This window comes from Candidatus Pantoea symbiotica (assembly GCF_056491525.1).
In genome coordinates, this window is the sequence record NZ_JBSZHR010000003.1 from 75304 (window position 1) to 93638 (window position 18335).

The 18335-nt window shown below is 46.9% G+C and carries 22 protein-coding genes and 1 pseudogene; 12 read left to right on the forward strand and 11 right to left on the reverse strand.

What is annotated here, in order from left to right:
- Positions 1–149: 149 nt before the first annotated feature.
- The gene (locus ACXIZX_RS21070) at positions 150–692 is read right to left on the reverse strand and encodes an ATP-dependent Clp protease proteolytic subunit (protein ID WP_154183830.1); all 543 of its coding nucleotides are present in this window, start codon (positions 690–692) and stop codon (positions 150–152) included.
- 84 nt (positions 693–776) lie between these two features.
- Here ACXIZX_RS21070 and ACXIZX_RS21075 point away from each other — a divergent pair, with 84 nt between their 5' ends.
- The 8 genes from ACXIZX_RS21075 (at position 777) to ACXIZX_RS21110 (ending at position 7578) form a co-directional block, all read left to right on the forward strand.
- Entirely contained in the window at positions 777–1766 is a 990-nt protein-coding gene (locus ACXIZX_RS21075) for a hypothetical protein (RefSeq protein WP_479404918.1), read from the forward strand.
- Between the two features lie 2 nt (positions 1767–1768).
- Positions 1769–2884, forward strand: coding sequence for a type VI secretion system Vgr family protein (locus tag ACXIZX_RS21080; protein ID WP_154183833.1), 1116 nt, complete (start codon positions 1769–1771; stop codon positions 2882–2884).
- A complete protein-coding gene (locus ACXIZX_RS21085) occupies positions 2881–3492 on the forward strand; it encodes a phage baseplate assembly protein V (RefSeq protein ID WP_154183835.1) in 612 nt (203 codons plus the stop codon). Before ACXIZX_RS21080 ends, ACXIZX_RS21085 begins: the two co-directional genes overlap by 4 nt.
- A 3-nt stretch (positions 3493–3495) precedes the next feature.
- Positions 3496–3861, forward strand: a complete 366-nt coding sequence (locus ACXIZX_RS21090; protein ID WP_154183837.1) for a GPW/gp25 family protein — start codon at positions 3496–3498, stop codon at positions 3859–3861.
- Complete coding sequence (locus ACXIZX_RS21095) at positions 3830–4993, forward strand: baseplate J/gp47 family protein (protein ID WP_479404919.1); 1164 nt, start codon at positions 3830–3832, stop codon at positions 4991–4993. Before ACXIZX_RS21090 ends, ACXIZX_RS21095 begins: the two co-directional genes overlap by 32 nt.
- Positions 4994–5656 (forward strand): hypothetical protein, encoded by a 663-nt coding sequence (locus ACXIZX_RS21100; protein ID WP_479404920.1) that lies wholly within the window; start codon positions 4994–4996, stop codon positions 5654–5656.
- A gap of 66 nt (positions 5657–5722) precedes the next feature.
- Positions 5723–7138, forward strand: a complete 1416-nt coding sequence (locus ACXIZX_RS21105; protein WP_154183841.1) for a gp53-like domain-containing protein — start codon at positions 5723–5725, stop codon at positions 7136–7138.
- Between the two features lie 17 nt (positions 7139–7155).
- Entirely contained in the window at positions 7156–7578 is a 423-nt protein-coding gene (locus ACXIZX_RS21110; protein WP_479404921.1) for a tail fiber assembly protein, read from the forward strand.
- Between the two features lie 74 nt (positions 7579–7652).
- Here the strand turns inward: ACXIZX_RS21110 and ACXIZX_RS21115 are convergent, their stop codons facing one another.
- Entirely contained in the window at positions 7653–8261 is a 609-nt protein-coding gene (locus tag ACXIZX_RS21115; RefSeq protein WP_479404922.1) for an Ail/Lom family outer membrane beta-barrel protein, read from the reverse strand.
- 76 nt (positions 8262–8337) lie between these two features.
- The gene (locus ACXIZX_RS21120; RefSeq protein WP_479404923.1) at positions 8338–8937 is read right to left on the reverse strand and encodes an Ail/Lom family outer membrane beta-barrel protein; all 600 of its coding nucleotides are present in this window, start codon (positions 8935–8937) and stop codon (positions 8338–8340) included.
- 381 nt (positions 8938–9318) lie between these two features.
- On the opposite strand from ACXIZX_RS21120, the gene ACXIZX_RS21125 reads away from it, so the two are divergent.
- Positions 9319–10839: a recombinase family protein gene (locus tag ACXIZX_RS21125; RefSeq protein ID WP_479404924.1), complete on the forward strand. Its 1521-nt coding sequence runs from the start codon at positions 9319–9321 to the stop codon at positions 10837–10839.
- A gap of 658 nt (positions 10840–11497) precedes the next feature.
- Here the strand turns inward: ACXIZX_RS21125 and ACXIZX_RS21130 are convergent.
- The 3 genes from ACXIZX_RS21130 to ACXIZX_RS21140 all read right to left on the reverse strand — a co-directional run bounded on the left by ACXIZX_RS21130 (position 11498) and on the right by ACXIZX_RS21140 (position 13510).
- Complete coding sequence (locus tag ACXIZX_RS21130) at positions 11498–12100, reverse strand: LysE family translocator (RefSeq protein ID WP_479404925.1); 603 nt, start codon at positions 12098–12100, stop codon at positions 11498–11500.
- Between the two features lie 366 nt (positions 12101–12466).
- Positions 12467–12919, reverse strand: coding sequence for a GNAT family N-acetyltransferase (locus tag ACXIZX_RS21135; protein WP_036647762.1), 453 nt, complete (start codon positions 12917–12919; stop codon positions 12467–12469).
- A gap of 138 nt (positions 12920–13057) precedes the next feature.
- On the reverse strand, positions 13058–13510 hold the full coding sequence (locus ACXIZX_RS21140) for a GNAT family N-acetyltransferase (protein ID WP_008102119.1): 453 nt from the start codon (positions 13508–13510) through the stop codon (positions 13058–13060).
- A 321-nt stretch (positions 13511–13831) separates the two neighbouring features.
- On the opposite strand from ACXIZX_RS21140, the pseudogene ACXIZX_RS21145 reads away from it, so the two are divergent.
- Both ACXIZX_RS21145 and ACXIZX_RS21150 read left to right on the forward strand, forming a co-directional pair.
- Positions 13832–14301 (forward strand): annotated as a pseudogene (locus tag ACXIZX_RS21145) (DUF1203 domain-containing protein).
- An 89-nt stretch (positions 14302–14390) separates the two neighbouring features.
- Positions 14391–14747 carry a nuclear transport factor 2 family protein gene (locus ACXIZX_RS21150; protein WP_479404926.1) on the forward strand — a complete coding sequence of 119 codons (357 nt, stop codon included), beginning with the start codon at positions 14391–14393 and terminating at the stop codon, positions 14745–14747.
- Positions 14748–14852: 105 nt separating this feature from the next.
- Here the strand turns inward: ACXIZX_RS21150 and ACXIZX_RS21155 are convergent, their stop codons facing one another.
- The 3 genes from ACXIZX_RS21155 to ACXIZX_RS21165 all read right to left on the reverse strand — a co-directional run bounded on the left by ACXIZX_RS21155 (position 14853) and on the right by ACXIZX_RS21165 (position 15951).
- Entirely contained in the window at positions 14853–15068 is a 216-nt protein-coding gene (locus ACXIZX_RS21155; protein WP_008102115.1) for a YdgH/BhsA/McbA-like domain containing protein, read from the reverse strand.
- Between the two features lie 289 nt (positions 15069–15357).
- Entirely contained in the window at positions 15358–15705 is a 348-nt protein-coding gene (locus ACXIZX_RS21160; RefSeq protein ID WP_179452957.1) for a cupin domain-containing protein, read from the reverse strand.
- A gap of 123 nt (positions 15706–15828) precedes the next feature.
- Positions 15829–15951 carry a hypothetical protein gene (locus tag ACXIZX_RS21165; protein ID WP_286176388.1) on the reverse strand — a complete coding sequence of 41 codons (123 nt, stop codon included), beginning with the start codon at positions 15949–15951 and terminating at the stop codon, positions 15829–15831.
- A gap of 108 nt (positions 15952–16059) precedes the next feature.
- Between ACXIZX_RS21165 and ACXIZX_RS21170 the strand changes: the two genes are divergently transcribed.
- Positions 16060–16434 carry a VOC family protein gene (locus ACXIZX_RS21170; protein ID WP_154182749.1) on the forward strand — a complete coding sequence of 125 codons (375 nt, stop codon included), beginning with the start codon at positions 16060–16062 and terminating at the stop codon, positions 16432–16434.
- Positions 16435–16711: 277 nt separating this feature from the next.
- Here the strand turns inward: ACXIZX_RS21170 and ACXIZX_RS21175 are convergent, their stop codons facing one another.
- Together ACXIZX_RS21175 and ACXIZX_RS21180 are read right to left on the reverse strand one after the other, a co-directional pair.
- A complete protein-coding gene (locus ACXIZX_RS21175; protein WP_479404927.1) occupies positions 16712–17008 on the reverse strand; it encodes an N-acetyltransferase family protein in 297 nt (98 codons plus the stop codon).
- Positions 17009–17250: 242 nt separating this feature from the next.
- The gene (locus ACXIZX_RS21180; protein ID WP_479404928.1) at positions 17251–18273 is read right to left on the reverse strand and encodes an AraC family transcriptional regulator; all 1023 of its coding nucleotides are present in this window, start codon (positions 18271–18273) and stop codon (positions 17251–17253) included.
- Positions 18274–18335: the final 62 nt, after the last annotated feature.

Consider the following 18335-nt stretch of genomic DNA (forward strand, 5'->3'; position numbering starts at 1 on the left):
ATTCTGACATTGATTCAGGAACAGCAAAACGCGTACGCACTACATCAATAACCCCACAATGTACTTTATAAGCATTTGTGTTAAGTAATTTGGGGGCCTGACTCACTGAACCTTCATGCATCGCGCGCAGTATTGCATCCTCAATAATTTTAGCAGTTAACCCACCAGTTAGTTATCGAACCTTCAAGCGTCGCACGGATCTCAGAATCAGCAAGACCACAATTTACGGCGTGCTCAGCATCAATAAATGAAGCACTTTCTATTTTCGCAGACCAGTCTGTACCAGAATTTTTCGTCTCTGCGGTGAGGATATCAATGAAGCGTTTCATATCATTATCGAGACTTCTCACCCACTCTGCTATTCGGGCGTGGTCAGCAGCATGATTAGTGAAGCCCCACTGAAGAGGGTGGATCAAGAAGCGCGAACCTGGGTTTACCCGGCGGTCACTACCAGCCAGATAAATTACCGTTGCAATGGACTCAACGTTACTGAGATTGTGTGTATGCACCGGAACAGGTAGGGATTTTAAAAAGTGATAAGCCGTAAAACCGGCTAACAATTCACCGCCAGGGCTGGAGATGTGCAGGTTAATTTGCGTTGCACCACTCCCCAAAGCTTTCAGACACGCGTCCTGAAGACCTGACACAGTGGACATGTTAACCGGACACAAAAAATGGACAGTGTGACGCATGCAATCCCCTTAGCCCTCATTAGGCGTAAATCCCTGAACACCGATTTTTAATGCCTCTTACCGGAAAAGTCCAGTCATCATCGTATGAGTATTCAATATGAAAATTTATCTTTCACCGGTGGTGGAGATCCGACCGCCACACGTCTGATGTTAGGCGAATTCGAATTTATGGAATTCGAAGTGCCGGAACGTGTGGTTATTCCCGGTCGGCAGAAGACAGTTCAGCACCAACTAATTGGAGGGAGGCGCATCATTGATGTGCTGGGTACCGAATACGATCCGTTGACCTGGTCTGGCGTCATCACTGGCTTGCAGGCCAGTGAACGCGTTAGTGCTCTTGAACGGATGCGGGATGAAGGGCGACCAACAGTGCTCACTTTCGACGATTACCGCTTTACGGTAATTATTACCCGATTCACATCAGTGTATGAGTTTATCTGGCGCCGACCTTATTCAATTGAAGTGGCCGTTGTGAGCAATGACGGTGCACCGACAAAAGTTGATGCGCTAATTGGAGCGTTGCAAGGACTGATTGACAGTGACCTTGGACGTGCGCTGGGTCTGTCCAGTATGATCAGCATCGATGCTGTCACCAGGGCAGTAAAAGATTTCCATCAGGCGGTAAAACAGATTACGGACTTTGCCCATGCTACCGTCGCGCAGATTCAGTCTGTAATCAAACCCCTCATTGCCGCCCGTAATATTATCCAGCATGAGCTGGCATTACTGGAAGCCGCTGCCAGCGATATCACCTCACTCGGTGGCCTGGTTCCAGGTAATCCGGTATCAAAAACTGTGAATAACCTGCTTATCCATCTGGACTGCAGCACGCGTATTTTAGCGTTGTATCGGTTACAGGAAGTGCTGGAAAGACTGAATAAAAACGTCAGAACAGGTCAGTCTGCGGAGGGGGTTAAAGCCGTAACCCTTGCTGGAGGCAATCTGTATCAGGTGGCATCAGAACAGTACGGGGACGCATCTATGTGGACCAGAATTGCGGAAGCTAACGACCTGACCGATCCGCAACTGAGCGGTATCAACACTCTTCAAATACCCTCAGGAACGACGAGCTAACTATGGACGTCAACGATCCTCTTTTTTTATCCAGCGCCCGCCAAATCAGCGGGCGTTGTCTTTTAAATGGCACTGACGTGTCTTTCATATCGTTTAGTGTTGAGGCTCATGCCTTTCGCGGCGCCGGGACGTTTGATCTGACGCTGGCCATCACAGCTCTGCCAGCCGCCATGCAGATGTTGAACTGGTGGGCAGTGCAGACGACTATCCGGGTTGAACTGTTCATCTCGGTCAGCACGCGAGCAGGCATTGATGAGAAGAAGCACATCACTGGCAACATTGATACCTGGCACTTCGAACCCGCGCGCTTTGTGATATCGGCTGAAGGACGTGACTTTGCCGCAAAGCTTATTGATGCGAAGACCACAGGGGAAAGCTTTAAAAACCTGACCAGTTCACAGATAGCGACCATGCTGGCCAAACGGCACAGCCTGACGCCGGTTGTTACCGCAACCAGCAGGCGTGTTGGCGAATTTTACCAGATTGATACTGCACACCTGACAGGTGAGCAGACGGAGTGGGACCTCATCACAACGCTTGCGGCCATTGAGAATTTCTTGGTTTACGTGGATGGCGACAACCTGCACTTTGAGCCGAAACGGGATCCGGCTGAAGCTGAGAACTATGTCATTCGATGGCAGCCTCCCGGATTGCTGGCGTATCCACAGTGCAATACCTCCGACGACCTGTCGTTTTCACGCGCGCTGACCATTTCCCGGGGGATTACGGTTGAGGTGCTGAGCTGGAATGCAAAACTGAAAAATAAGCAGTTTGTAGTGTCCTTTCCGGCTTCGGCTAAAAGTATCGCACCAGGAAAAGCCACATCCCAAAAGCAGGTCTATCGGGTCATCCGCAACGGGTTGTCAGAAAAGGGTGCTCACGCGCTGGCGCAATCCATTTACCGGCAGGTGGTACAGCATGAGATGAAGTTCAGTGGATCAACGGCAGGCGACAATCTGCTTATGCCGGGTACACATGTACGTATTGAGGGAACACAGAGTCCTTTCGACCAGATTTACCACTGTGATCGTGTACGCCGGACGCTGAGCTGGGAAACGGGGTACACCATGGACATATCAGGGAAAAACCACAGCCCAGCGCTGGGAGTCTGGCTTTGAGAGCATTACTGAATATCATGGCGGCGACAGCACAACAGAGTGCCGCCGGTGAAAGTGGCACACGCCAGGGCATCATCACTGCCTATGATCCTGACAATTATGCCGTGAAGGTTCAGTTGCAACCTACGGGTGAAGAAACAGGCTGGATATCACTGAGTTCTCCCTGGGTAGGCAATGGCTGGGGCATGGCCGCTGGACCGATGATCGGTGCAGTGGTGGAGATTGAGTTTGATAGTGGTCTGACAGGCGTCGGCATGGCAGCAGGGCAATTTTATAACGATGAAGACCGTTGTCCTGGGCCGCCATCAGGCGAGTTCTGGCTGATGCATAAGAGTGGCTCCCTCCTGAAGTTCCTGAACAGCGGTGAAGTTAAGTTAAGTGCGAAAATCAAACTCACCTTTAACGCACCGGCGCATCACTTTACCGGCGGTGATGTGACGATCGAGAAAAACCTCAGGGTCGTTAAAGAGATCTTCGACAAAAACGGCAGGTTTGGATCGTTACATCGCATCCGCACTGTTTATGGCGGTCATACCCACCTTGAAAAAGGTCGGGGTAACCGTACTGACCCTCCCGAGCAGCAGATTAAATCAACGCGGGCGCCTTAGTGCATGTACGACATCTATCATTTCACAGGTGGCGACCTCGAGGAGGCGCCTACTGGAGACCTGCGCACAGTTAAAGGAAGCGAGCGCACTAAGCAACGAATTTTACGTCGCCTACTGACTAATCCGGGCGACTACGTTTTTCACCCCCAATATGGCGCCGGACTGGCAAAAAAAATTGGTGAGACGGTTAACCCTGGAGAGTGGAAAGCGCTCATCACCGGGCAGATGCTACTGGAGGAATCGGTGGCCAGTAATCCATCTCCGGTAATCAGGCTGACAACTATTGAAGGTGGGGTCAGTGTCTCAATTGCTTACACCGACGCCAAGACCAGGGTCAATGAATTTCTCCATTTCGACGTCACGAGGTAAAGCGATGGCTTCCCTTAACACCAGGTCATTCTCTGAACTCGTCAGTGAACAGGTCACGGCTATTCAGGCCCGAGCGGAAAAATTGCTGGATTTTTCGATCGGTAGCATCCTGCGATCGCTGGCGGAATCAAACGCTGGGGTGGCCATGTGGCTACAGCAGATGATAGTGAAGTTGCTGGTCACGACACGTGCAGCTACCTGCTCTGGCGAAGACCTGGACAGCTGGATGGCGGACTTCAGTTTTTTCCGCCTTCAGGCCGTTCAGGCCAGTGGGATAGTGACGTTTAGCCGGTTTACTCCAGGCAGCGAGGCATTGATTAAGGAAGGCGCGCAGGTGACAACATTTGACGGCTCTCAGACCTATTCAGTCATACCCAACACTTTGATTAAAGAGTGGGATGCAGCACGGGCTGCGTATGTCATCGCCCCCGGTGTCAGTTCACTAGCCGTCCCGGTGCGTGCGAATATTGCCGGGACTGAAGGTAACGCGCAGGCGAAGACAGTTACTGTCATAACGGGCTCGGTAATGTCGGTTGATGCCGTGACCAACAACGATGCTTTTACAAACGGTAAGGATGCTGAATCCGATGACAGCTACCGCGCGCGCTTTGTGCTGTGGATTGCTTCACTGTCCAGAGCCACGAAAGCGGCTATTGGTTTTGCGATCAGTAATCTGCAAAGCGGTATCAGTTATACGCTGACTGAAAATGTCACGCCGGAAGGAGAGTTTAAGCCCGGCTATTTTTTTGCTGTGGTGGATGATGGCACAGGGCTGCCCGCACCTGCATTACTGAAAAAAACCTATCAGGCTATCGAAAATACCCGGGGATTCACGGTGTCGTTCGGCGTGTTCCCCCCAGAAACCATCGAAGTCGATGTCGTTTTAATGGTAACTACTGAGGCCACTGCTAATCACGCGGAGATCGTCAATCAGGTGCGCGCTTCTCTTAATCAATACCTGTCGAGCCTGTCACTGGGCAAATTGCTTGCCTACACCCAGCTGGTAAGAGTGGCTTATGCCGCCAGCCCATGTGTAATCAACGTTACTTCTCTGACGGTAAACGGTGGCATGGCGGATTTTGCGGTTTCTGCCAGACAGATTATTCGTGCCGGGAAAATCGTGGTGAGCTGAATGGCCAAAGGTGATCAGAACGACTTTTACACCAGACTCAAGGTGTTGCTTCCTCCCGCATGGTTTGCAGAGGAAAGCACCATTCTGAATGGACCGCTTTCAGCATGCGCGGCGGCGTTATCCTGGTGCTACACCCTGTATCTTTACGCCAAAACACAGATCCGTATCTCTTCCGCCAGTGATGGCTGGCTGGATATAGCGGCGTATGATTTTTTCGGGAACTCTCTTACGCGGCCTGTGAATATGACTGATGACGTCTTTCGCACGGTGATTAAACGGGCACTGTTACGGGAGCGGGGAACACGACAGGCTATCCACGATGTTCTTGCAGAACTGACGGGTAATTCACCGACGATATTTGAGCCGCAGCGGGTGCAGGACACGGGAGCATATAGTCGGCCGACAATGGGTTATGGCGCGGCTGGTGGTTATGGTTCATCCCTTTTACCTTACCAGGCATTTGTTACTGTCCAGCGTTCAAAGAAGGCGGGCATTCCGTGGGTAGCGGGCTACCGGACTTCTACAGCGGCATACGGGCGATCATCTCAGGGGGAGTATGTTTCTCGTGAGATGGTTGCCTGCAGTATCACGGATGCACAGATTTACGCTGCTATTGAAGCAGTGAAGATGGAAGGCACTCTCGTATGGGTGCGACTGCAGTAAATAGTCAATTCAGATAAATGGCGTCATTAAGGACACTTAAGCAAATGCCATTTCTATGGGGAAATCATGGATCGTCTCATCGTTTATCCGGGCGCAATTCCGCTCGAAACTGACCTGCTTAACACCAACAAATTCGCCATGACAGGGATGGCCAAACTGGCATCAGTCATTATGGGAGATAATACCTATCTTCATGGACTCGTCTGTACACCAGATGTTGCCGAATCATTGGCAGTGAGCATAGGAGAAGGGCAGATTTACAGTCTGCACAACACAGACGGTACGCCGTATTCATCGCTGGCAGCAGACACGACACATACACTGCTGAAGCAGGGACTTAATCCTGATTCAGTTACATTCCACCTGTCTGCACCAGCGACGCCTGGCCACAGCATCAACTATCTGATTCAGGTAGCCTATAACGATGTGGATGGCGGCCAAACTGTTCTACCTTATTACAACGCTGCAGATCCTGCTATGGCATTTAGCGGCCCTGATAACACGGGCAATGCTCAGAGTACGGTGCGTTCAGGTGCATGTATTGTTCGTCTCAAAGCTGGAGTAGCTGCTGCATCTGGCTCTCAGATTACGCCTCTTCCCGATGCAGGCTATACATCTGCCTGGGTCATCACGATTAACTATGGCGATCGTCATGTTAATGCGGCGGATATCCGTCCCGCTGATGGCGCTCCCTTTCTACCCGTAAATGGTCTCATCGGTGCGATTCAGCAGGGCAGGCTAACTTACGGAATGGATTCGGGAACCGTAAATCACTATCAGGTCTCTTTTCAGCCAACAATAGGCCATATCAGCGACGGTATGCGATTACATTTTCGTGCGAAAAATACAAATTCGGGTCCGTCGGCACTGGCGGTAAGTCATTTTCCAGCGGCCAGCATCCTCACTGCTGAACACCAGGAATTGCCGCCTGGTCAGATTTCTCAGGGAAATACTACGGAAGTTGAATGGAATAGCGCAATCGGCGCCTGGATTCTCAGTTCACCTAAAAGCAGCTACACCAAAGATGAATCGGACCAAAAGTATTATTCCCGCGATGGAGGACATATTGGCGGCGATGTCGTTGTACAGGGCAATCTGACAATCGAAAAAAGTTTGAAGGTAGGGGAGGCCGAACTGACTGAGGAAGGTGATGTAGGAGGTAAACTTTGGGACGGAAGTCTGGAAAAATGGCTTAAACGACTGTTGCCTGTAACTGCAGGCGTTAAGAAAGCCTGGTACTATAAATCACCCAATAAGCGACTCATTATTCAGGGTGGGAGTTTTGAACGCTCCAGCAACAGCACCAACGTTAGTTTTCCCATCGCATTTCCTTCTGGCTGCCTCAACGTTCAGTTTTCATTGAACAGAACACATAAAAAGAGTGTCGTGAACCCGTATATCAGTGTGATTGATGCCACACACTTTGAGTTGAACGCCGGTTCTGGTGAAACCGGATTCTACTGGGTTGCGTTTGGTCACTGAAAGCAGAGTGTAATAATATGAATATTGGATTCAGTGCAACAACAAAAGCCTTTTATGACCTGGATGAGAAAGCGGTATACATTCAGAATGGTTCATGGAGTGATGATGTCATAAAAATATCAGAAGCGCTCTGGCTAAATTACCACGGGGAGCCTCCACACGGAAAAACTCGTGGTGCCGATAGGAATGGTATGCCTTGCTGGGCTGATGCTCCTGAACCTTCCGAACAGGAGCGTATAGCGGATGCAGTGAGTAAAAGAAATTCGATGTTAATGACGGCTGACACCGAAATTCGACAGCTGAAGATTGTTGAAGAATTTCATGCATTAACGGATGAAGAAACCCTAAAACTTTTATCATGGAAGAAGCATTTTGTTGATGTATACCGCATTGAACCGGGAAATGTTAGTTCCATTCGCTGGCCAGACGTCCCGGAATAAAAAATGTTTAAGCTGAGGCAAATCTAGCTGAGGGAGCTGATTTAATCAGCTCAATGCTTTAAGGCAGGAATTGTTTAAAAATGATACCCCATACTCAGTGATGCGGCGTTCAGGCTGTGGTAATCCTGATTTTTCTCTGCTAGCGCCCCTTCATATCCTGCTGCAAGCGTGAGCGTATCCGTCACATTCAGGATTACGCCAGCACCAAAGGCAACGTTGTTGTAAGAGTGGGAACCATTTCTTCCGATCTTATTCGTGACCGGGTCATGTATAAGGGGCTTATCCATTCTCAAATGATACAACCCAAAAGTGCCATAAACAGTCAAAAAATCGTTTATGCGGAAGGATGGGCCGAACATGGCAGAATAATACTTTGTATCCTGTGTGGCTTTTTTATCAGTCTTGACTCTGATGCGTTTGCCATTGATGTTCTTCTCATTGTGAAACTCATCCGTGTTATCCCATATATTTCTGAGAGCCGTCAAAGAGCCGACAATACCAAACACGCTCTCAGGCTCGTAAATCATCTTAAAGTTGGGTCCGTGGAGGCTGCCATAACCCTCAATTGATCCGTACTCATAACCAAATAACATCGTGGCGCGGTCTGGAATATACACTGCTTTTGCTGTCATGCAAAAAACACAGGCCAATGCGGCGATCATTTTAATCAAATTATTTTTCATTTCTGGTTCCTTTGAAATCCAACATGATATGAATGATAAAGGCCCCATTACGTGTATTGAGGGGGGGGTAACGTAATCAGAAGCGATAGCCGGCACTCAGCATGACGGTATTAATGGGATGTGATTTTTCATCGAACCTGACACTGGAACCTTCATATCCCATACTGAGATTTAGATGGTCTGTTACGTTAGCAGTCATGCCGATGCCGTAGGCGAATCTGTTAGTGTTTGAGCTAGTGGAGGAAGTTTTGCCACTAATTGAGTTAGCAACTGAGGCTTTATCGACTTTGCCATGCGATATACCAGCCAGTGCATAAATGCTAATGGATTTATTTAACCGAAGAGTTGGACCAAACATCGCCGAGTAATACTCAGCACTGTTGCCAGGTTTTGTTGATGATGATCCTTTATGTTTTCTAATGCCGCTAGTAATTACGTCCAGGTCTGACCGCAGAGCTGTCACTGAACCCATGATTCCTACTGGTAGATCGGGTTCATACTGTACCGTTAGATTTCCCCCATAGAGAGAACCGAAGTCACGAAGTTCTCCTTGCGAATAGCCCATGGAGATGGTCGTCCTGTTTGCATTAACATTGTAATCAACAGGTGAAGCAATAGCTGCCCCACTTGTAATTGAGGCCAAGATTAAAAAAGCGCAAAATATTTTACTGTGCATCTCAATTGCCCTGCGTTAGCTATTAGATTAAGGAGGTCGCCTTAATCAGTAAAGAGGTTACAGATATTTTTAGTCATAAAAATGAATATTTATGGTTTGCGAGAGTTCAAACACAACCTATATAGTAAGATGTTGTCAGTAGATTGATGTATATACATGACTTATTTTCTGCTTTTGTATTCGTTACTCGTGATGTCGTGTTTTATACGGGAGATTTCAAACACCTCTCATGTTGGTCGACGCGGATTTAATGGCCCACTTCGTCGTCACAATAACGGCCATTTTATTGAGATATAATCCTGATATTGTTCAGTCAATCGCCAAACATAATATTCTTAAATGCTAAATATCAGTTGTCTCTATCAGGATAAAGGGGGAAATATGAAAAGGGCTATAGCTTATCTACGTTTTTCATCTTTACAGCAGGTCCAGGGAGATTCAGTCAGAAGACAGAAGAAATTAATTGATGAATGGCTTAAACATAACGCTGACTACTACCTTGATCCGGTAACATTCGAGGACCTTGGGCTGAGCGCATACAGGGGACAGCATGCTATTTCAGGCGCATTTTCTGAATTTATGGAAGCGGTGCAACGGGAGTTAATTGAAGCGGGCAGTGTACTCCTTGTAGAAAGTCTGGATCGTCTATCAAGAGAAAAAATAGGTGATGCGTCCGACAGACTCCGTACAATCCTCAAAGCGGGGATCGATGTGGTCACACTCACTGATGGCACGCATTATACCCGCGATTCACTTGACGACCCTTACTCGATCATCAAAGCAATTCTGATAGCACAGCGCGCTAACGAAGAAAGCGAGATCAAATCTAAACGACAGCGAGCAGTCTGGGCCGAAAAGCGTAAACAGGCCGCTGAAAAGGGGGAAATAATGACCCGCCATTGCCCCTCTTGGTTGAAAGTAAACGCTGCTGGTAATGGTTTTGAGGTAATTGAAGACAAAGCAGACATTATCAGAACCATTTTCGAAATGAGACTCGATGGCCGCTCCTTTGAGAAAATCAGTCAGGCACTGAATGTTCAGGGTAAGAAAAATCTTCGTGGAAAAGTTTCACAATGGAATTCAGCTTCAATTGAAAGACTGGTTAAATCTAAAGCTGTGATTGGCGTTCTTTCTCCGTCATATCGCATAACAGTTCCCGATGTTGAGGACATTTCTAATTATTACCCTTCAATCATTAGTATCGATGATTTTGAGCGGGTAAGACGTATAAGTTACGAACCTGAAAGCAGAAGGAACACCAATTTTAATCCCCATCTAATAAATATTTTTAAAGGGCTGATGCACTGTAAAGAGTGTGGGCATGCCATTATACTGACGGGGATCAACACAAAGGGTTATGGCTACTATGTTTGCTCAATGCGGCGTCAGCACAGATGTAAAACTGAAGCGATCAGAAGAGATTTAACCGATCGCTACCTGATTACTGGAGTAATAAAAGGTGCTTCAGGAATGGACCTGCATTTATCAAGCGAAACTGCATTAACTTCAATGACAGCCAGGCAGCTGGAATTAACTGGTAAGCTTCAGAACGTGATTAAGGCCATAGAGCTTGCGCCAGATGTCAGAGAGCTGACAGTAAGAGCTGCTGAAATTTCTGCTGAGATAATCAAGTTAAAGAGTGACATGGCTGAAATACAGGATGAGCGCGACATGAAGGCTGCTTCTGCATTAAATGTACTCAACGTAGCCGACCGCAAGGAATTTCAATTAATAGCTCGCAGAATAATACTGGATATCAAAATTGATGGTAAATCAAAAACCTGTGATATCTATCTGCATAACGGGATGAAAGTTCTGAATTATCCCCTCACAAAGTCTACAGGCTGGTCATCTATACTTGATGCAATGGCATATTTAGAACAGACTGAAATTATTCTCTGATAAGCCACACCATTAGAATAACTTAAAAAATAATATCGAGAAAACTTAAGTATCTTAATAAAAATAATGGGCTAAATCATTTTTAATCTGTGAGTCATTAATTATGTAAAGTTTAGGTTCTAGGTTAAGTCACCATGAGAGTGGGGAAGGTTGAATAGTAACTTTTTTGGTTTCTTCAAAATGATAAGTAACGTCTTGATATCTAAACAATAAAAATTTAACGAAAAGCATCCAGAACTTAAGTTTTAAATGATTCATTACCCTTTAAATACAGTGAGTTATATCAATACTTAAATCCTTTAGAAGTGTGAGTAAACAAACAAATCACACGATGGCATAGTAATCCTCCTTAGTTATCAGTGGGTGAATAAGTGAGCTGATAATAGTGTCGAAAATCGAGACTTTCCAGTGAAAAATGCCTGAAGTGTGGCGGCACTTGTTATGACTTACCGGGCAGGGTGTTGGCATCCATGATGAGCCTCATCGTTGAAAATCGACGTGAGAGGTCTTCTGCAAAACTCCAGCAAAACTCTTCTGCAAAACTGGTTAAAAAATGAGTTTCCTTTGAGTTTGGGTGTTCTTATTAGATTGCAGATCAAAATAAAGTGGGGAAGGCCGCTTCGTGCTGTGAGTTCAACGGATGGCTCTGGCTGAGGAGTTAATAGATAAGGCTGTGCAGAGAAAAAGCAATGAGCATCATCCCGCCGACAATGTTGACGTATTTTTTCAGCATTAATGGGTTGGTTTTTTTGGCTGAGAATATGAGCATTTGAGTGATTGCAAAAAGCCAGAAGCTCATAACCACTATATGAACTGATGCCAGTATAAGGTAGTTGCTAACGCCACCCTTCGCGCCTGCGAACTGTGAAACGACTGTCAGATAAAAAAGGATGGCTTTAGGGTTCAAAACATTAGCCAGCCAAGCCTCTTTTAAAGTCACGGAATGCCTTGCGCCACTAACCCCGCCTGAATTTACCGTTATCCCACTGCGGATGAGCATCGCGCCTAACCAAAGCAGATAGACAGTTCCGGTTACTTTAAGCACAGCAAACGCTGCTGGCGATGAGATGAGCACTGCCGTAATACCAAGCCCTATAAAAAATGCATGGGTATATATGCCCAGAGCTGTTCCTGTGAGAGTTCTGAATAAACCTTTGTTACCTCCTGCCAGAGCACTGTTCATAACGAGAGTAAAGCTCGCTCCGGGGGACAGTGCAACAGGGAGTAATGCTGGCATAAAGCCAAAAATGTTCACATCCATAGATTCTGGATAGTAATTGGGACTCCCTGAAATTGCCAGTCCAGGCGTTTCGCATATAGGTAATGTTCAGCTAAGCAAAAACAGGGAATCGTCATGAATCAAAAGTCCGCTTCACGCCCTGAGACATACGACAAGCTTTTTATGGCTGCCAGCCAGTTCCTTTGATTTCCTGAAGATGTTTAAGCCGCCGTACTGCATGCCTGGTTAGAAAACGCAGCGTGTCCAAGGCGGCGCGGATTTAACTGTAATGGCTCTGATTTGCCTGAAAGGGGTAAGGCTTGGATGCGTCAAGGCTGTATCTGGGCAGGCGCTGCTGAAAATTGGTTCACTGGACAAGATATGCGGTCTGTCCAGGACGTGACTGAATTAACGCGCTGGGTCTCTGAGGCATAGATGGTGCGTGACTTTTTCTATGCCAGTTAAAGCAATAAAGCCAGCTCGTTCATAGAAGGTGAATGCCGATGGAGGAGCGTTTGTGTTGATAAAATCAAACCAGTGGCCAGAATCCATAAGTATTTCACTGAGCAGGGCGCTGCCAACCTGCCTTTTTCTCCATCCTGAGTCTACATAGAGATGTCGCAGACGTCCGATGCCAGTTTTTAGCGTAGATGGATCAACGTTGAGTCCACAGACGCCAACGATCAACCCATTTACAGAAGCCCCAATTAGTTTTTCTCCGGGTCTGTCAAAGCGGTTCAGTCCGCTAAGCCAGTTATCTTCCAGTCGTCGTAACATGTTAAATCCTTCAGCCATGCTCTGCGATTTTAACTCAGCAAATCCTGGGCTCTCCGGGGTAACGTTTGTGAGTTGGATATCCATGATTCTCCCACTGATTTCAATCTGCATATTCCGGACAGAATTAGGATTGTGTCCAGTATGACAATGGCACTCTCATACTTCTAATGCCATCAATGCCCGCTCTGTGCCAGAAGCGGAAGTGAGGTCTGATAAATATAATCAGCACAATACCTTTGAGAAGCAGATAGCCTCTTCTCTGCCTACGTATGGGCCATAATTCTCAATTTGGATGTATCCATTTCTCTCGTAAAAACTGATGGCCCGATGGTTGATATATCGTGTTTCCAGCTTTAGTTCACGATATCCCATTTGTTTTGCGGAAGTTTCCAGAAAAGTGAGTAAAGCAAGACCTACTCCTGGCTCGCTTCGGTCTGAAAACATTCTTTTAAGCTCAGCTATGTTTTGTGTTAATGGGCGGATTGCACCGCATCCTATCGCATCGCCATGTGCATTTTTTGCTAATACCCATAATGCTTTGTCATTGTTCATAGCTTCAACGGTGAAGTTGGTTTTGCCATTATCGCCAGTAATAGCGGCAAGTTCAGCTGACAGCATTTCGATTAAGCGATGGGATTCTGAAGAAAATGGATCTGATTTCTCTACGGTTATCATGGTTAGATCCTGTAAAAGGAGTTTAACCAGAATAAAGTACGCTGCCTGAAAAATCACCATTTCAGAACAGATAATGGGACAACACTGATCCCTGACTTTATCGGGGATGCAATGTCCGTGCTTCGCTCATAGTAGACGTGGCATACGCGTCCGCTTCGTGCCAAGAGCTGAAGTAGCTAACAACAATCTGTGTTGAGCAAAGGGGAGCGGCCATTATGCGAAAATTTCATACTCGCCAATAACCAATATTTCCCTGACCGGAAACAGCGAGTTTCTTCTTAGAAAAACCACTAAGGTGATGCTGATACTACTGGAGGCATCATGAAATATAGAATTTCTGGCTTAGAGCCGAGCATTTTACTCATCTTTTTGGGCGTAGTGATGGCTATCTGGGAAGATACGGAGCCGTAAGACAAATTGTCACTAGTTACCCCGGTTATCCCGACAGGATCTCATTATGCGATATACCTGTTGGCGAAACCGCTCTGCTTATCAACCACATTTATCAGCCAGCAGATACACCTTATCGCGGCTCTCATGCAATATATATTTGGGAGGGATGTACCGAGCAAGGAATTTATATCAACGAATTACCTGAAGTTATGAATGGCAGAGTCCTTTCATTACGAGCATATAACGAAAAGCACTTTCTAATTAAGGCAGATATTTGCGAAGGCCAATCTGTAGAAAATTTCATAGAGATTTTCTTTGCCGACCCGCAGATTAGCTATATCCAGATACACAATGCGAAACAGGGATGCTACGCGTGTTTGGCGGAGCGTTTTGAATGAAATTACAAAATAGAAGAGCCTACAGCGTTCAGTAAGGCACTTTTATGTTAGAAGAGAGCATCCGATAGGATCACTTGAGGATAAGCAGAATGCTTCTGGAAAAGCTCAGGTTGCTGGAATGCAGCCTTCACGATGACAGGCGAAACGACCGGGAGTGGCTTGAGCGGCTTCTCCACCCTGAATTCCTGGAAATCACAAGGTCAGGCGTGATGGTTGATCGTGCAGAGACGATCACGTCGCTATTAAACGAGAAAACTGCATCACCTATTATCAGCAGTAATTTCCGACTCACCGAAATGGGGGTAGGCTGCGCCATGCTTCACTACCGGACGTCTTATGATGACGGCAGTCGTCCTGCATTGCGTTCTTCCTGCTGGCTGTATTCGGATAAAGGACACTGGACTCTGGTTTTTCACCAGGGAACGCCAGCTGAAGACACTGCTTAGGTTCGCTGCTGAGATGTTCTGTTCAATGTGCCTGTATAACGGTTCAGATACAAAAAAGGCCGCCCGTGGGCGACCTTTCCTGGCACTTCCTTTTGCGACCATCCGTTATTTGTACAGCTCAGCGGTCATGTGAACGACGTTGCCGTTGCTGGCCTCAATGATTTTGTACTGCGCACCCTGCTGCTGGGCCTGCGCGGCAATTTTGGCCTCGGCACCGTCCATAGTCAGGGACGTTGCGGTAACGCTCTGCGCGAAGCTGGCTGCTGACATCAGTGAAAGAGCTGCAACGGCGGCGATAGACATAGCTTTGATAGTTTTCATGGTCTTTATCCTTGGTTTTTATGGTTGAAAGCGTGTTTGCTTTCGATGAGATAATGATAACCAAGGTTACTATTAGCATATTAACAATAAGTGCTGATATTGTGATCGCGCTAACTATCAAGGCAATAGGTGTACTCGATGAATGGTTCGGCGCTGGGTTATTATGTTTAATGCGGAGAACATCCCTGTAGCTATCATTTTGACGTCCGCTATTCGCTCACAGTGGACCTTCAGGTCTGTCAGATAACCGCTTCGTGCCAGAAGCGGACTGGCAAATACTCGCGAGCTGTCAGTAGGGTGAAGGAAGGTCAGAACGATCCCCTCGTGTTGTCGGATGCGAAATTACAATAAACTCTACGGGAGACCCAGTGTCATTTCTGGCTTGATGCTTTGAACCCGGTGGGATTTCCAGGCCCTGCAGAGCCTTAATATTATGAATTTCTCCTTCCAACTCCATGGAAAGAATGCCAGTAATAACAAAGAAAAACTGCCTTGAAACGGAGTGAAAGTGTCGTTTTTCAAAAGTGCCTGGCGGCATTTGTTCATGAATAACCAGCATGTCCGGGCGGTTTAACAAATACCAACCGTCGCAATCGTCGCCCCAGACATAATGCTCTGCATTATCCTTTGAAATCATTATCCTTCTCCTCTATACCTGTGTGCGTCTCTCTATACCTTAAGAAGGTTATACCGAGAGATTCTTTAGATTCACAATAGGTTATGCTTTTTGTTAATTCCTTTAAGTCCCGAACTGCATCATTCAACCTATCTGGCCGTCATGAATGAAATGGTATAGCAGTGTCCAGGCAGCACCGTAACGTCCGTTCTTCGCACATTGCAGACCGTGCAGCGCACAGGTCAGCTTCGCGTCAATAGCGGACATTTTGTAAGCTCTCCTGGATAAATTGAAAATATGATCATGTGTAAACTTGAGCTGAATTTTAACGCTCAAGAAAAAGCTTCAGCGGAGAACATCTAATTGTTTACTCATATGCGTATTGCCAAACCCGTCTCCAATCTTGAACGCTCTTTTCTGATGTACAGTCAGGGACTGGATTTACACAAAATAGCTGAATTCAATGATCATGACGGTTTCAATGGACTGATGTTAGGACGGAAGGGCTTAGACTGGCACATTGAATTCACCTTTTGCCTTAGTCATCCCATTCAACCTTTGCAAACTGAGGAGGATTTACTCGTTCTTTATTATTCAGATGAAAATGCGTGGATAGATGCCTGTGCAAGGATGATAGAAGCCGGATTCAACATGACGAATTCATTTAACCCTTACTGGGATATCAACGGAAGGACATTTGTTGACCCAGATGGATACAGAGTGGTTATCCAAAATAAGGCATGGGTATAATTTCAATTATTATTGCCAGTTCACTGGCCGTCTTGCTGCAAACCTGACGGTCTGCTCGTCGCTCACAGCGGACGGTGTTCAAATTAGTTGTCCGCTAAGTGCCATGAGCGGAAATCGATGAAAATTCTGTGAATTAAACGTCACGAGATTTCTCTAATTTGATGTCTGTGCCATTGAGATCTGTTTCATTACCCCAACCGAGTTGCATATAAAATTTCGCCGCGCGACTATTCTTATCGGTTTCCAACCAGGCAATTTCATGATGTTGGAATAACTCCTACTCGGCGAGCATAACAAGCCTGCGACCTATTCCTTTGCCTTCATATTCAGGCAGAACAAAGGCCGCAAACAGACAGCCTTCATCCGGAAATATCATGGAGAAGCCAATGATTTTATTATTTTCAGTCGCAACCCATGCGCAAAGACTTTTTTCAACCATATCGCCTACGACGCTTTCGGTAATACCCATCTGCCGCATCTCTTCACGGCTCAGGTGATTCTCGATTACCGATGTTCTGACGTCGAACATACCCTCGATATCAGAAAGTCGAGCTGTTCTTATGTAGATACTCATTAGTCTTACTCCATGTATGACGAAATAATTTTGATAATAATATCAAAAAAACCAACGGAAAATAAAATTTAAGGCGGCTAATTAAGTCAGCTTTTCGCTCACAGCAGACGTCGTTTTCCTCGGGTTTGGCCGCTTTGTGATGTGAGTTCAACCGATGGATGCAACACACTTATTGAACCGCTCAGTTTTTAATGTAGAGAACGGCCTCCTAAAGTTAACCCAGCATATGATAAAAATAATATTCACTCATTTACAGTATTAGCGCCTCTCTCTGGTCGCTGACGCATAGCGCCCGGCGGATAGCCATTGATGCGCTTAAAAGCTCTGCTAAACGCTGCCTGTGAGGCATAACCGAGGCGTAGAGCAACGGTATCGATTGAGATCTTATCGTGCATAATCCAGTGACCTGCGATGCGCATTCGCACTTCCCTTACATAGCGCAGAGGAGGTATGCCGATGATTGATTTGAAGCGTTCAGCAAAAACAGAACGCGACACATGCGACTGGGCCGCAAGCTCAGCAACAGACCACTCGCGACTCGTATCGCGATGAATGGACAGAATAGCCTGGGCAAGTCGTGGATCACGTAACGCAGCGATCAGGCCAGCGGCGTTCTCGCTGCCGTTTTCGATCCATCCACGCACAATCATGGCAGCCGCCACTTCTGCAAGGCGTGCCAGGATGCCCGCGAAGCCAGCGCGTCCGGAACAGATTTCAGCTTTCATCGCGCCCAGAATGGGAACCAGCCCCGGATAAATCTGTTCATTTGCCTCAACCACTATCGCTTGCGGCATCAGTTTACCAAGGCCCTGCATTCCACCGAGATCGAACTCCATACAGCCATAAAACAGAACCGTGCTGGGTGTTGGATGCGAACTCGGGCAAGTATTGATTCCGCTGACGGCCTCGCCTAAAGGAGCAGAGCCGAACGTATCGATATGTTGAAATGAGCAGCTGACATCCGATAAAAGCTGATGTTCCTCACCCTGCGGCATGAACACCATGCTGCCGGCGTTCAGTTCGTGCAACTTACCATCGCTGGTGCGAAGCAGAGCAGTACCCACGGCGATGTAATGAAAATAGGCGTGTCCCGGCCTGTTGCTAAAACCGACGCCAAACTCAGAACCCGTCTGCAAACGGCGATACTGCACACCACGTAGCCGCATTTCCAACAGCAATTCACTGATGAGCTCGGATGACAGGGCAAAATGTTTGTTCACATGCATATTCGGAGTTTCGGGTAAAAAATCAGGGTAAGGCATCATAGATCGTCCAGTTGCTCGACTCTAGACTTGGAGCTGTGATTTTTTACTCCAGAAAGAGTGTG